Origin of the sequence: Pseudobutyrivibrio xylanivorans (genome assembly GCF_010906925.1) — a bacterium.
GTDB lineage: Bacteria > Bacillota > Clostridia > Lachnospirales > Lachnospiraceae > Pseudobutyrivibrio.
Window position 1 is genome coordinate 158,838 of the sequence record NZ_VTVE01000003.1, and the last position, 13,422, is coordinate 172,259.

Genomic DNA, 13,422 nt, shown 5'->3' on the forward strand with positions numbered 1-13,422 from the left:
AGAAAATTATGAAAAAAGCTTTGATGCATGGTCACACTGCTTATATGGTGACCCAGTTTAATTTAGATAATATAAAAATTTTGCAAGACCTAGGCTACACAGTTGATGTGGCCTGCTGCTGGCATGATGATGACAGCGCCCTCAGTCTGGAAGCTTTACAGGATCGCAGAAAAAAGCTGGATGAGATGGGGTGCCGAGTTATTGAAACAGCCAGCCTTAGAAAGATTTTTAATATTTCAGAGTTGAGAAAGGCCTATAAGCAGCTTAAGTCTGAGGTGGAGGAGAACAAGTACGAAATAGTCCACACTCAGTCTCCTATAGGTGGAGTTATTTGTCGTCTTGCTTGCCGCAAGGCTAGAAAGCTCTATGGAACCAAGGTTATCTATGCAGCCCACGGTTTCCACTTTTTTGAAGGGGCTCCACTTAAGAACTGGCTTGTGTATTACAATGTGGAAAAACACTGTAGTAGATTCACCGACTTGTTGATAACTATCAATAAGGAGGATTATAAGAATGCTCAGAAGTTCCATGCAAAGCAGGTTGCCTATGTACCAGGTGCCGGTGTAGACACTCATAAATTTGTGGCTAGCGATGGAGCAAGAGGAAAAATCAGAGCAGAGCTTGGTATAGATGATGATACCTGCGTACTTCTTTCCGTTGGCGAGTTGATTACTAGAAAGAATCATATTCAGGTTCTAAAGGCTCTCAAGATCATGAAAGACCAGGGAATGCTTGTGGGTCCAGATAGCGACGAACGTGTGGAACCAAAATATAAGCTTAAGTATCTGATTGCAGGCCGTGGAAAAATCGAGGCAGAGCTTCAGGAGGCCATCAAGGACTTGGGCCTTTCAGACTATGTTCAGATGCTTGGATTTAGAAGAGATGTGGCAGATGTTTTTGCTGCCAGTGATATTTATGTTTTCCCTTCTCATCAGGAGGGACTTCCAGTTGCTTTGATGGAGGCTATGTCAGTAGGACTTCCTGTCGTATGTAGCAAGATTCGTGGCAATACAGATTTGATTACCGAGGGAGAGGGCGGATATCTATTCGACTCCAAGGATCCTCAATCATTAGTGCTTGCTCTGAAGAAATCTCTTGCGGATTTACCAGAAGTCAGACAGAACATGGGTGAAATCAACATGGAAACCATGAAAGCCTTCGACAAACAAACCGTAAATGCGGTAATGAAAGAATTATATACAAACATAGTGGGAGCGGTAAGCAATCCGTAAATAATTTGCTGATTCTTCACTTTTAGAAACATTTGGATAAGTTGATATATTATAGTTTTATATGAGCAATTGTTACTTTTGAAGATGTAAATCAGCAATCGGTAGGTAACAAGCTATTAGTTCTCTGGAGAATGACATATAGTCATCGGAAGAGAATCTAATGCTTGTTAGCGTAACTGATTGCGTAAATGCATGTCACTGTAACAATTGCGGACTAGGAGAAATTATGATTATATTGCATGTTTCAAAGTCTGGTAAGTATAGTGGCATGGAAAACGTAGCAATCAACACAATTGCTGCCATGCCAGAGGATATTAGGTGCGTTTACCTGACAGCTACAGGTCCTATTGAGACCAAGTTATTGGATAAGGGCATCGAGTATATCGCTGTGGAAAAGGTAGATGAGAAGGCTATCAAGGAAGCTATCGACGAGGTGAAGCCTGATATTATTCATGCCTATGAGTATGATTGTAGCCTTATGTGCACAAAGGTAACGGACACAATTCCGATTATCAGCCATCTATATTCTATTCCAAAGTGGGTGCAAAAGATTGGACCGAAATCTGTTATTTACGGCGGAGCATGTAAAAATTTCTCCAAGATAATTATCCCTGCCAAAGTGGTAGAGGAAAAGGCTTGGTTCAAGGATAAAATGGAAGGCAAGACTGTTGTGCTTGGCATGCCTTTTAATGCAGTAGCTACATTTGAAAAGGGGTATTTAGCTGGCACAGAGATGACCAAGGAAAAGCTGGAAGCTTATAAATCAGACATGCTTTTTGTTGGATATCTCACAGACAATAAAAATCCTTACGAGTTCATACAAATCGTTAAGGAAGTGTCTAAAACACATCCTAAGGTAAAGGCTGTCATGGTAGGCGGTGGAGACTTGGGAAGCGAATGTTTGAAATTAATTGGAAAGCTGGGACTTGCAGATAATATTAAAATGGTAGGCTTCCAGCACAATCCATACATATATATGAACCAGACAAAGATTCTGGTGGCACCATCCAAATTCGAAGGTTTTGGAATGGCAGCAGTGGAGGCTATGGCTTTTGGAAAGCCTGTGCTTACCAGCAAGGTGGGTGGATTTAAGGTCTCTGTTAATGATGATTGCGGCAAGATTTGTGGAAATGACAAGAAGCCACTTGATAGAGAAGCATTTGTAGCAAATATCAATGAGCTACTTGATAATAGTGAGATTTATAGAATGAAGTCTGAGGGGGCAAGAAAACGTGCCAAAGATTTAAACAACTTTGACACATACATGGAAGAAGTAATTAAAATATATGAAGATGCTTACAAAACTGTTCAACAAAATTAAAAGTGCAGACTTTATATTGGTGACACTTTCGACTGTGGTCTGTTCGGCCCTTTCATTTGTGCTTAACGTTTACTCAAAGCATGAGGTGGATTCTAAACCCATGGGTATATATAGTGCGTGTCTTATTGTACTTGCCTATATGAACTATGCTCAGCTTGGAGTATTAAACGCCTACAATAGAGACTATCCACAGGCCCTTGGTCGAAAGGATTTCGATGAAGCCAATAAGCAGAGAAATATAACAGTTACATTTATGCTGATGATTTATGCACTGATTTTAGTAGTGTTTGAAGCATGGGTGTTTTTCAAATATAACGGTCAGATTGGCGTAAGCCAAAAGGGAACCTTCTATGCATTTGGATATGGTCTTTGTCCTATTATGATTCTCCTAAAGAGTTTTGATGATATGGCAAATTCCACTGTTAGAATGCAGGGCAAATATAATAAGTCAGCGCTTATTGGATTTATCAGAACAGTGTTGGCATTTGGCATTGGTGCAGTTTTTATTAAATTGTTTGGTTACTATGGCCTTTATGCCATGATGATTTCATCAGCATTTCTTGGGATTGTTTTCTTCTACAAGGATGCTTTTAAGGGCGTAAAACTTGATTTTGATTTCAAATATATGAAGCTGATGATTTTAGGAGGTCTTCCTCTTCTAATCAATAGCTTAATATGGACCATCGTTCAGAATGTGGATAAGCATGTTATTCAGCTATTTTTTAAGGATCCAGAAGATGCCCTTGGAATTTATACAGTACCTACAATGGGATTTACTACAATGGTGCTTGTTCCACAGACCATTTCTCAGGTTTTTTATATCAAGATTTCCCACTTGTATGGTGCAAATAAGGACGAGCAGGAGCTTCTCGATAAGGCAGGACATTTCACTTGCCTAACATCACTGATTTCAGGTGCAGCATGTGCCTTTGTATTTTATATAATGCCAATATTTGTTGGGGTATTTATGCCTAAATATACAAATGGTAATGTGGCAACTCAGATTCTTATTATCGGTGTTGCGATTTATTCCACAACCATGTTGTTTGGAAATATTTTCAGTGTTGTAAAACTGAATAAATCATTGATTGCAAACTCAGTAGCACTTTGTATTTTCAATATGATTTTCTCAAGTGCCCTAGTTTTATTTATAGAGCGAAGCGTCAACATGGTAGCTATTGGTACAGGACTTTCATATGCCCTCTACTCGCTGCTTTTGATGATAAAGCTTTCAAGGAAATTTGATTATTCCTTTATTAAATTGTTTTCAAGAAGCTGGCTTCCTGTTTTAGGCATTATTATCCCAAGCGTGCTGTTCTATATTTTCATTGAGAACATCTATGTTGCCGCAGGATTGGCTTTATTTACTATACTTTTAGTTTGTGGTATCATTAGAAGACTATTTTTTAAGAAATAGTTTATTTATTGCGCTGTTTTAAACTTTATTTTGATGGCGTTTTTTCCCGATTTTGCGGGAGAGGAGACAACATGTACAATATTTGTTTTATGGCACGTCGTGCATTCAATGACGTAGCCATAGCATCTTTCAAAGAGATACAAAAAGAATACGATAAGGACGCTTTTGGCGTTTTCATCACCTGCGATAAGCAGGAGGCTGACTATGTTTACAGCAAGTTTGAGGATCGTTCTCAGATAGCAGTTTGCGATTTTGCCTCATATATTAATGAGCACTGGGACGAGTTTACATTAGATAAATTAGTAGAGTTTGAGAAGAAATACGACGCTTCTCCAATGTGGAAATACATCTACACCGATAGATTTTTGATTTATCGTGACTATGATTATTGCGTTCACACAGCCGCAGGATTGTTTTCATTCTGGGAGCATGTGTTTACCACTTACAATATAGATTTCTACTGGGATGAGGTAGTAGGCACACTTCTTACATACTCAGCTTATTTAGTAGGTAAGAAAACAGGGGCCAAGTATTTTTCAATGCTTCTGATGCGTTCAGTCGGCATGGATTTGACCCATCACTACATTTTAAATGATCCTTTCGAGATGATTTATAACTTCCCAGAGAACTACAAGGATATCCAGTTTTCTGAGGAGCAGCTAAAAGAGGCTGATGAGTTTTTATCAGGTTTTGAGGAGAAACATTCAAAGCCTGCTTTTATGCGTTTTTCAGGTAAAAAGCCAAAATGGAAGGCTAGATTCTTTATCTTGCCACTTTTCTGGGTGAGACAGAGATTTTTCAATCCATACACTCGCGACAAGGGCTCATACATTTATTACAGAGCTTACGAGCGCACAATGGAGTCTATCAAGTTCTACTTCAGATATAAGAAGAGTAGGAAATACTATAAAAAGGCTGATATGACCAAGAAGTTCGTGTACTTCCCACTTCATTTGCAGCCAGAGGCATCCACAATAGTGTGTGCCCAGAAGTATGAGAAGCAGCTGTATTTCCTTGATAATCTGGCAAAGTCAGTGCCAGCAGATACAGTTATCTACGCCAAGGAGCATTATTCATTCCTTGGTAGCCGTGACAACAGTTTCTATGAGGCTTTGAAGCAGTACCCTAATATCGAGCTTATCGATCCATGGGAAGATTCATTTGCTCTCATTGAAAAATGTCAGTGTGTGGCAACACTTACAGGTACTGCAGGGCAGGAAGCTATGATGCTTCGTCGACCAGTTATCATGGGTGGCGACATTCTCTATGAAAATGCCCCAGGCATCATGCGTATAGAGGATATCTTTGAGAACTACGTGGAGGCTATGGAGAATTGGAAACAGCCTAGCCGCGACGAAATCGTTCAATACTTGGCAGCGTATATGTCATGCGCTCGCCCAGGCAATACATATTTACTTTCCGACGATCGCTTCAAGCCGGAGAATATTTCGTTACTAGCGAAATCTATGGTTGATTACTTTAGTGAATTTAAGGCAGCTAAGTAGTCTTGGTAAGCGCGAGCAGGGGAGTGCCATGCAAGCTAGGAGGGCGCCGCGAAGCGGAAAGTTGCCTAGCGCAGTATGGAGGGTGCCCTGCGGGAGCATGAAATATTAGATGCTGCCGGAGATTTAGAGTGGAGGAAACAAATAGATGAGTAAAGTTTTAGTTACAGGTTCAGATGGATTTATTGGCTCACATTTGGTTGAGGAGCTTGTAAAAAAAGGATATGAGGTAAAGGCATTTGTGTACTACAATTCCTTCAATAACTGGGGTTGGTTAGACACACTTCCAAAGGATATTATGGATCATGTAGAGGTCTTTGCAGGTGATGTAAGAGACCCTAATGGTGTAAGAGAGGCTATGAAGGGATGCGATGCTGTATTCCATTTGGCAGCACTTATCGCTATTCCATTTTCATACCACAGCCCAGATGCATATGTAGATACAAATATTAAGGGAACTCTTAATATCCTTCAGGCCGCAAGAGACCTTGGAACAGCAAGAGTCCTTGTTACATCTACATCAGAAGTTTATGGTACAGCACAGTACGTGCCTATCGATGAGAAGCACCCATACCAGGGTCAGTCTCCATATTCAGCAACAAAAATTGGCGCCGATAGACTTGCAGAGTCATTCTATCGTTCATTTGATTTACCTGTTACAATCGTGCGTCCATTTAATACATTTGGACCACGTCAGTCAGCACGTGCGGTTATTCCAACAATCATCACACAGCTTCTTGCAGGCAAGGAAGAGATTAAGCTTGGTAGCCTTACACCAACACGTGATTTCAATTACGTAAAGGATACAGCTGCAGGCTTTATCGCTATGTACGAAAGCGATAAGACAATCGGTCAGGAAATCAATATCGCAACTCAGAAGGAGATTTCAATCGGACAGCTTGCTGAGGAGCTTATCCGTCAGATTAATCCAAATGCACGTATCATCTGCGACGAAGATAGACTTCGCCCAGAGAAGTCTGAGGTAAACCGTCTCCTTGGCTCAAATCAAAAGATTCTTGAGCTTACAGACTGGAAGCCTCGCTACACATTCGAGCAGGGTCTCGCCGAGACAATCGAATTCTTACGTGGAAATCTCGATAAATACAAAGTGGATATCTACAATATTTAATAAAATCGTATGGTGCTAAGAAAAGCAAATAGTGTTCTATTTAATGATATAAAGTAGAAATATTAGATGAGTGCCGGCTAGTAACGAGCGAATAAGAGCGCAAGTGCGGGCAAAAAATTATAATAATTAAGTGAGCACATAAAAGATAGAATAAGTTTGCAAAAGACCTTGATTGGCCCGTCCCTACTTAGATGGTTCCGTAGGAAGCATCTTATGTAGGGTAACGAGGACAATAAGAGCGCAAGCGTGTCGCTGCAAACTTATGATAGCTTTTACTGTGCGGACTAAGATTAGAGGTGTATTAAAATGGCAGATGAATTTATTGCACTTTCAGTGCCAAATTTAAAGGGAAATGAGCTTAAGTATGTTACAGATGCTGTAGAGACTGAGTGGGTTTCTACTGCTGGTCCTTATGTTAGTGATTTTGAGAAGAAGTTAGCTGAGTATGTACATGTGCCAGCTGCAGTTAGTACACAGAATGGTACATCAGCCCTTCATATTAGTTTGATGCTTTGTGGTGTTACAAGAGAGGATGCAGTAATCGTTCCTACTCTTACATTTATTGCAGCAGTTAATCCTACAAAGTATATTGGCGCTGAGCCTATTTTCATGGATTGCGACGATAGCCTTTGCATGGACCCAGTTAAGCTTAAGAAGTTCTGCGAAGAAGAATGTGACTTTACAGATGGCAAGCTTATAGATAGAGCAACTGGCCGCCATATTAAGGCCATGGTAGTTGTTCATGTGTTTGGAAATATGGCAGATATGGAAGCTATTCTTCCTATCGCTGAAAAATATAATATTAGAGTTGTTGAGGATGCAACAGAGGCACTTGGAACTTACTATACAGAGGGTAAGTTTGCAGGTAGATTCGCTGGTACATTTGGTGATTTCGGTTGCTACTCATTCAATGGTAATAAGATTATCACCACTGGTGGTGGCGGTATGATTGTTGCCAAGAACCCTGAGGAGCTTGCTCATGCAAAGCACCTTACTACACAGGCTAAGGCAGATCAGGCTAATTTCATCCATGATGAGATTGGATTTAACTATAGAATGACAAATCTTCAGGCAGCACTTGGACTTGCTCAGCTTGAACAGCTTGAGGATTTCATTAAGACAAAGACTGCAAATTATAACCAGTACAAGGAAGCTATTGATAAGATTGAAGGACTTCATGTTCAGGATTTCAGACCTGGTACTCGTAGCAATTACTGGTTCTACTCAGTAGTATTTGAGAATGATGAGACAGGCCGTGATGCTCTTATTGAGGAGCTTAAGGAAAACCATATCCAGTCACGTCCTATTTGGGGTCTTATTTCAGACCAGCTTCCATACGAGGGCGCTCGCACATATGACCTCGTAAAGGCACCATGGTACTGGAAGAGAGTGGTAAATGTTCCTTGCTCTACTAACCTTACATCAGAAGGCGTCGACCGCGTAATTAACGTAATCCGCTCCTTCATGTCCTAGTGTGGTGGACGAATAGTATTAAAATTTAATCATGAGGAATGATTAAAAGAAGTTTTTAATTTCACTATATTATTAAATGAGCCGAAGATTCGAATGAATACTATGAGCATTAAATGATTAGATGAGCATATTTTTTATGAACATCAATGATGGTATAAGCTGACCTTAAAGCGCACTCGTTACTTAGATGGTTCCGAAGGAAGCATCTTATGTAACGCAAGTAGCGCGACAAGAGCGAGAGCGTGTCAGCGTTATTATCAGTGATGTGAATTATAAAATATGCGGGGTGTGCTGTGTATGCTTATAGTATTAATGAGAATTTAAGGCGGAGTAAATTAATTTATGGAAAATGTTTTTATTAAAGAGGATGATTCAATTTTAGATGCCATGAGGACTTTTGATGCCAGTGGCAGGAAGACAGCCTTCATCATTGATGAGGACAAAAAGCTCCTTGCTGCAGTTTCAGAGGGTGACGTCCGCCGCTTTATTTTGTCTGGCGGTGATTTGAATGATTCTGTAAAGAAAATAGCAAACTATAAGCCTCGTAGCCTGAAAGAGGACGAGAGAGATGATGCATATGATTTCCTTCGTCGTCATAATATTCAGGGTCTTCCTATTGTGGATGAAAATGGGGTTGTTATTGATACTGTTTTCTGGAGTGAAAATCATTATAAGAAGCAGAGCGAGTTAAGCTGCCCAGTTGTTATGATGGCAGGAGGCAAGGGAACTCGCCTTTATCCGTATACACGTATTCTTCCAAAGCCTCTTATTCCAGTTGGAGAAAAGCCAATTGCTGAGCTTATAATGGATAGCTTTTCTGAGTACGGAATAAATAGAATGATTTTAGTCGTTAACCATAAGAAAAATATGATTAAGTCATATTTTGGTGAGGTTGATAAGCCTTATACTATTGAATATGTAGATGAGGATACTCCACTTGGTACAGGTGGTGGACTTTCCCTTCTTAGAGGTAAGGTAGATGAGACATTTATCCTTACAAATTGCGATATTCTAATCGAAGAAGATTATTCTAAAATATATGCTCACCATAAGGCTGAGGGCAATGTGATTACAATGGTCTGCTCTCTTCGCAATTTCCAGGTTGCTTATGGCGTAGTGGAATTTGGCGAGCATGGAAATATTACTGACATGAAAGAAAAGCCTGAGTTTAGTTTTTTTACAAACACAGGTATCTATATAGTTGAGCCTGAAGTAATTGATTATATTAAAGATGGTGAATTTATCGGATTCCCAGATATTATCAATAGACTAAAGGATGATGGTAAAAAGGTTGGAGTATATCCAATCAATGAAAACACATGGATGGACATGGGCCAGCTGGACGAGCTTGGCAAGATGGAAAACCGTCTTAGAGGGATTAGCAAATAACATATAGAGAGGACTTGTTTTGGAAAAAATCAAAAGCTTTTTTTGTCCAATGACAAAGGATAAGGCATTTAGACTTGGTGCGGTTCTTTTGGCTGCAGTAGGTACAATTTTTGCTACAGTATTCTTTATTTTAAATTGTTTTAACACATCAAAATCTAAATTTTATAATGGATATTTTCTCTTTATCTTATTGATAATGATTGCAACAACTGTTTATTTACTTAGATTTTTGTTGCTAGATAAAAAGTGGAGCTATCCAAGAGTGTTTGTGGTATTGGCACTAGGCTGGAGCATTAGTATGCAGCTTGTTATGCCACCTATTTCTGGTGTAGATGAGGTGTCACATTATTATGGTGCTTATCACTGCTCAAACATTTTACTTGGTATGAAAGACCACGACTTCGAGACTGAGCGTCAGGAAGAGTGGGGCAGATGGATACAGGGTACTACATATTTTGAGATGAGAGCTGAGGATTATATCTTACTTCCTACAGTGGATATCACATTCCCTTATCAGTACCAGGTGCTTGCAGATGGCAATTGGTTCCATTGCCCAGAAGAGGCCAAGCAATTGGTGAAGTGTTATGAGTATCCTGCTAGAGCAAGACGATATCTTGTTTCTGGTGCAGGAATGGCCATTGCTAGATTGCTCGGTTTTGGATTTGCTGGAACTATTTTTATGGGACGAATGATGAATTCTCTCTTACTTATTTTCATTGGATGGTTCTGTCTAAAGATTATCCCAGTTGGTAAGTTGCAGATAGTATCATTTGCATTATTCCCTACCATACTTCAGCTTTGTTCATCATATTCTTATGACAATATGAGTATTTTATTCTCGCTATTGCTACTTACTATGTGTCTATACTATAGTCAGGATCATGTAAAGCTTCATGCGTGGGATATTATAATAATTGCAATATGTATGGCTATGCTTATTCCAAACAAGACTGTTTATGCACTGTTTGGAGTTTGGTTCTTTATGATTCCAATTAAGAAATGGTGGAAGGATGTAGGACTTAGTAAAAAGTGGTATGAGTACGGCATTCTTGCAGTGATTTTAGCTGGAATAATAGTAGTAGGTAAGAAGCTTATTACAAAATACTACTGGGCAATATATAGCCAGATTTTCTGGAAATGGGATGGTTCGATAGAGCAGGATGGCGAGATGCAGTCCTATACTTGGTATTATTTCAAGGACCATATTCCTGAGACTCTTAAATTTGCATGGAATGGTATTAAGGTAGATTTCTGGTACAACATCAAGCATGTTATCGGTGCAGAAATCGGACATGTTAGACTTAATGCAACAGTTCCAGTTGCATGCACAGTTTTACTTCTAATTTGCCTTATTGTTGGAATCGTAATTAACAAGGGCAAGAGAATTAAGCCATGGCAGTATGTGATCCTAGGACTTGGATTGTTACTTTGCCTTGTAGCTGTATTTATCGGTTGTCTCGTTAGATTTACTCCTGTTGAGGGAAGCGAGAGAATCCAGATTTCATACAGATATTTGATTCCAATATATATGTGTTTATCTGTTGCACTTGGAACAGATGCAAAAGAAAACAAAAAAGCTTTAGCGCTTATATATATTCAAAACATAGTTCTTATATTTGCTATGTGTGGCACACTTTACTTCTTGTTACATCTTAGAGATGGTCAGCCTGTGCCAGAAATTTTGAAACTTATAGGCATTTCATAAGCATTTATTAATGGAGGAATACAATGACTAGAGAAGAAGTATTTGAGACATTAACTGAGATTTTTCAGGATGTTTTCGATGATGATGAAATAGAACTTACAGATGCTACAACAGCCGATGACATCGAGGATTGGGACTCACTTGAGCAGATTAATCTTGTAGTAGCTTGTGAGAAGAAATTCAACGTGAAGTTTGATATGAAGGAAATCCAGGCCCTCAAAAACGTAGGCGAAATGGTAGACACGATATTATCAAAATTGAACTAGGTAGAAATAGCTAGTAGTTGACAATCTCTAAGTGTTTCCGGCAGGGAACATGTTAGTTCCCAGAGGAAACAGTTTAGGATTGTAAACGTAACTAGCGAGAGAATAATTATGAATAAATACAAATTTGAAGAATTAAGTGTGGGAATGAGCGAAAGCTTCAATGTCACAATCACGGAGGATATGCTCTCTAAGTTTAGGGACATAACAGGTGATGTGAATCCCCTTCATAATGACACAGAATTTGCAGTATCAAAAGGCCATCCGGGTAGGGTGGCATTTGGTATGCTTACAGCTAGTTTTTTATCTACTCTTGCTGGGGTATATATTCCAGGTGAGCGCAGTCTAATTCAGCAGGTGGAGACAAAATTTGCAAATCCTGTATACATAGGTGATGAGCTTACTGTAAAGGGCGAGATTACTGAGCTAATAGAGAGTGTTCAGAGGCTTGAGCTGAAGGTGACTATTACCAATCAAAATGGTAAAAAGGTACTTAGAGGAAAAATGCAAATATTGGTGGTATAGAGTTAAGAGGTCTAGTAGACCTCTTATACCTGACTTTTAGGAGAATATATTCATGAGAGAAAACAAGATACTATTTGTAACAGGTGCATCTTCCGAGGTAGGATGCGGGCTTATAAATCAGGTCGCTGACAACTATGATGTAATTGTGGCTCATTACAGAAGCAGCGTGGATAGACTTTTACCATTAGAGGAGAAGCTTGGTGATAAGCTTGTAATGGTTCAGGCTGATTTTTCTGATGCCATGTCTGTAAGAAAGATGCTTGATTTTATGGAGCAGCGGGAATTGACACCGGATCATATAGTTCATTTGGCAGCTCTTCCAATGGAGAACAAGCACTTTAAGAAGCAGGATTGGTGTAATTTTGCGGAGAATATTGAGACAGACCTTAGACCAGTAGTAGATATCTTAAAGGATTTCCTCCCTGCTATGAGCAAGCAGAAATATGGCAAGATTGTATTTATGCTTACAAGCTGCACGGTAGGGATGCCACCAAAATATACTAGCGTATATACAACTGCAAAATACGCATGCCTTGGTCTCATGAAGTCACTTGCAGCAGAGTATGCAGACAAGGGAATCACAGTTAATGGCGTGAGCCCAGAGATGATTGACACTAGATTTTTACAGGACCTTCCTGATTTAATAAAAGAAATGAATGCTAATTCAATGCCACAGGGTAAGAATCTTACAGTGGACCAGGTGGTTCCAACAATTGAGTTCTTATTATCTGACGGGGCCGATATGATAAACGGTCAGAATATTGCTATCAATGATGGCAAGGCTTAACCGAAATGAATTTCGCCGAAATGGATTTCGGTAAATTTGAAAGGAAGAAAACATGAGAAATCTTGTTATTGTAGGTACCGGTGGTGCTGGTAAGGAGACAAAATGGTTGGCAGAGCGAATTAATGCGGTGACGCCAACTTGGAATATACTTGGATTTATTGACATGGAGCCGGGAGAGGGTGTCATAGGTGATGACAGCTATATCACGGATACAACAGAGAATTTGGATGTTGTAATTGCTATGGGTTCCATGGAACGACGTAAGTTTTTATATGAGCTTTACAAGAAAAATCCTAAGGTGCATTTTCCTAATCTTATAGATCCAACTGCTATCGTATCAGATGCAGTAGAGATGGGTGAGGGCAATGTAATTTGCGCCGGAGCCATCATTACAGTAGATGTTAAAATTGGCAATCAGAATCTGATTAATTTTAATTGCACAATAGCTCATGACTCAGTTTTAGGTGATTACAATACCCTTAATCCTAATGCAAACATTTCAGGGGCATGTACTCTTGGCAATCTCATCGAAGTTGGCACTGGCTCACAGATTGTACAGGGCAAAAAAATTGGCGACGAGACCCATATTTGGGCAGGCTCTTGTGTCATCAAAAACACTAAGGGCCGCTGCGAAGTGGTCGGTGTACCGGCTAAGACTGTCTTGAAATTCTAGCGGGGC

Annotated in this window: 12 protein-coding genes; all 12 read left to right on the forward strand. The window is 39.7% G+C overall.

Translation table 11 applies throughout. The features are described 5' to 3' along the window. Nucleotides 1-8: 8 nt before the first annotated feature. The 12 genes from F0Q01_RS10110 (at nt 9) to F0Q01_RS10165 (ending at nt 13,416) form a co-directional block, all read left to right on the forward strand. Complete coding sequence (locus F0Q01_RS10110) at nt 9-1,232, forward strand: glycosyltransferase family 4 protein (protein WP_090488594.1); 1,224 nt, start codon at nt 9-11, stop codon at nt 1,230-1,232. Nucleotides 1,233-1,458: 226 nt separating this feature from the next. After that, on the forward strand, nt 1,459-2,553 hold the full coding sequence (locus tag F0Q01_RS10115) for a glycosyltransferase family 4 protein (protein ID WP_163927225.1): 1,095 nt from the start codon (nt 1,459-1,461) through the stop codon (nt 2,551-2,553). After that, nucleotides 2,519-3,970, forward strand: a complete 1,452-nt coding sequence (locus F0Q01_RS10120; protein WP_090488598.1) for a lipopolysaccharide biosynthesis protein — start codon at nt 2,519-2,521, stop codon at nt 3,968-3,970. Before F0Q01_RS10115 ends, F0Q01_RS10120 begins: the two co-directional genes overlap by 35 nt. A gap of 71 nt (nt 3,971-4,041) precedes the next feature. Further along, nucleotides 4,042-5,475, forward strand: a complete 1,434-nt coding sequence (locus tag F0Q01_RS10125; RefSeq protein WP_090488600.1) for a hypothetical protein — start codon at nt 4,042-4,044, stop codon at nt 5,473-5,475. Nucleotides 5,476-5,620: 145 nt separating this feature from the next. Further along, on the forward strand, nt 5,621-6,601 hold the full coding sequence (locus F0Q01_RS10130; RefSeq protein ID WP_090154323.1) for an NAD-dependent 4,6-dehydratase LegB: 981 nt from the start codon (nt 5,621-5,623) through the stop codon (nt 6,599-6,601). 306 nt (nt 6,602-6,907) lie between these two features. Continuing rightward, entirely contained in the window at nt 6,908-8,074 is a 1,167-nt protein-coding gene (locus F0Q01_RS10135) for a LegC family aminotransferase (protein WP_090488603.1), read from the forward strand. 342 nt (nt 8,075-8,416) lie between these two features. Further along, nucleotides 8,417-9,463, forward strand: a complete 1,047-nt coding sequence (locus F0Q01_RS10140; RefSeq protein ID WP_090488605.1) for a sugar phosphate nucleotidyltransferase — start codon at nt 8,417-8,419, stop codon at nt 9,461-9,463. 19 nt (nt 9,464-9,482) lie between these two features. Next, the gene (locus F0Q01_RS10145; RefSeq protein WP_090488606.1) at nt 9,483-11,168 is read left to right on the forward strand and encodes a DUF2142 domain-containing protein; all 1,686 of its coding nucleotides are present in this window, start codon (nt 9,483-9,485) and stop codon (nt 11,166-11,168) included. 23 nt (nt 11,169-11,191) lie between these two features. Next, nucleotides 11,192-11,434, forward strand: a complete 243-nt coding sequence (locus F0Q01_RS10150) for an acyl carrier protein (protein WP_090154315.1) — start codon at nt 11,192-11,194, stop codon at nt 11,432-11,434. Nucleotides 11,435-11,542: 108 nt separating this feature from the next. Beyond that, complete coding sequence (locus tag F0Q01_RS10155) at nt 11,543-11,956, forward strand: MaoC family dehydratase (RefSeq protein ID WP_090488608.1); 414 nt, start codon at nt 11,543-11,545, stop codon at nt 11,954-11,956. 52 nt (nt 11,957-12,008) lie between these two features. Next, a complete protein-coding gene (locus F0Q01_RS10160; RefSeq protein WP_090488610.1) occupies nt 12,009-12,743 on the forward strand; it encodes an SDR family NAD(P)-dependent oxidoreductase in 735 nt (244 codons plus the stop codon). A gap of 52 nt (nt 12,744-12,795) precedes the next feature. Further along, nucleotides 12,796-13,416: an acetyltransferase gene (locus tag F0Q01_RS10165; RefSeq protein ID WP_090488612.1), complete on the forward strand. Its 621-nt coding sequence runs from the start codon at nt 12,796-12,798 to the stop codon at nt 13,414-13,416. Nucleotides 13,417-13,422: the final 6 nt, after the last annotated feature.

Coding starts and splice junctions, on each gene's coding strand:
- F0Q01_RS10110 (WP_090488594.1), top strand. CDS start 9: ATGAAAAAAGCTTTGATGCATGGTCACACTGCTTATATGGTGACCCAG.
- F0Q01_RS10115 (WP_163927225.1), top strand. CDS start 1,459: ATGATTATATTGCATGTTTCAAAGTCTGGTAAGTATAGTGGCATGGAA.
- F0Q01_RS10120 (WP_090488598.1), top strand. CDS start 2,519: ATGAAGATGCTTACAAAACTGTTCAACAAAATTAAAAGTGCAGACTTT.
- F0Q01_RS10125 (WP_090488600.1), top strand. CDS start 4,042: ATGTACAATATTTGTTTTATGGCACGTCGTGCATTCAATGACGTAGCC.
- F0Q01_RS10130 (WP_090154323.1), top strand. CDS start 5,621: ATGAGTAAAGTTTTAGTTACAGGTTCAGATGGATTTATTGGCTCACAT.
- F0Q01_RS10135 (WP_090488603.1), top strand. CDS start 6,908: ATGGCAGATGAATTTATTGCACTTTCAGTGCCAAATTTAAAGGGAAAT.
- F0Q01_RS10140 (WP_090488605.1), top strand. CDS start 8,417: ATGGAAAATGTTTTTATTAAAGAGGATGATTCAATTTTAGATGCCATG.
- F0Q01_RS10150 (WP_090154315.1), top strand. CDS start 11,192: ATGACTAGAGAAGAAGTATTTGAGACATTAACTGAGATTTTTCAGGAT.
- F0Q01_RS10155 (WP_090488608.1), top strand. CDS start 11,543: ATGAATAAATACAAATTTGAAGAATTAAGTGTGGGAATGAGCGAAAGC.
- F0Q01_RS10160 (WP_090488610.1), top strand. CDS start 12,009: ATGAGAGAAAACAAGATACTATTTGTAACAGGTGCATCTTCCGAGGTA.
- F0Q01_RS10165 (WP_090488612.1), top strand. CDS start 12,796: ATGAGAAATCTTGTTATTGTAGGTACCGGTGGTGCTGGTAAGGAGACA.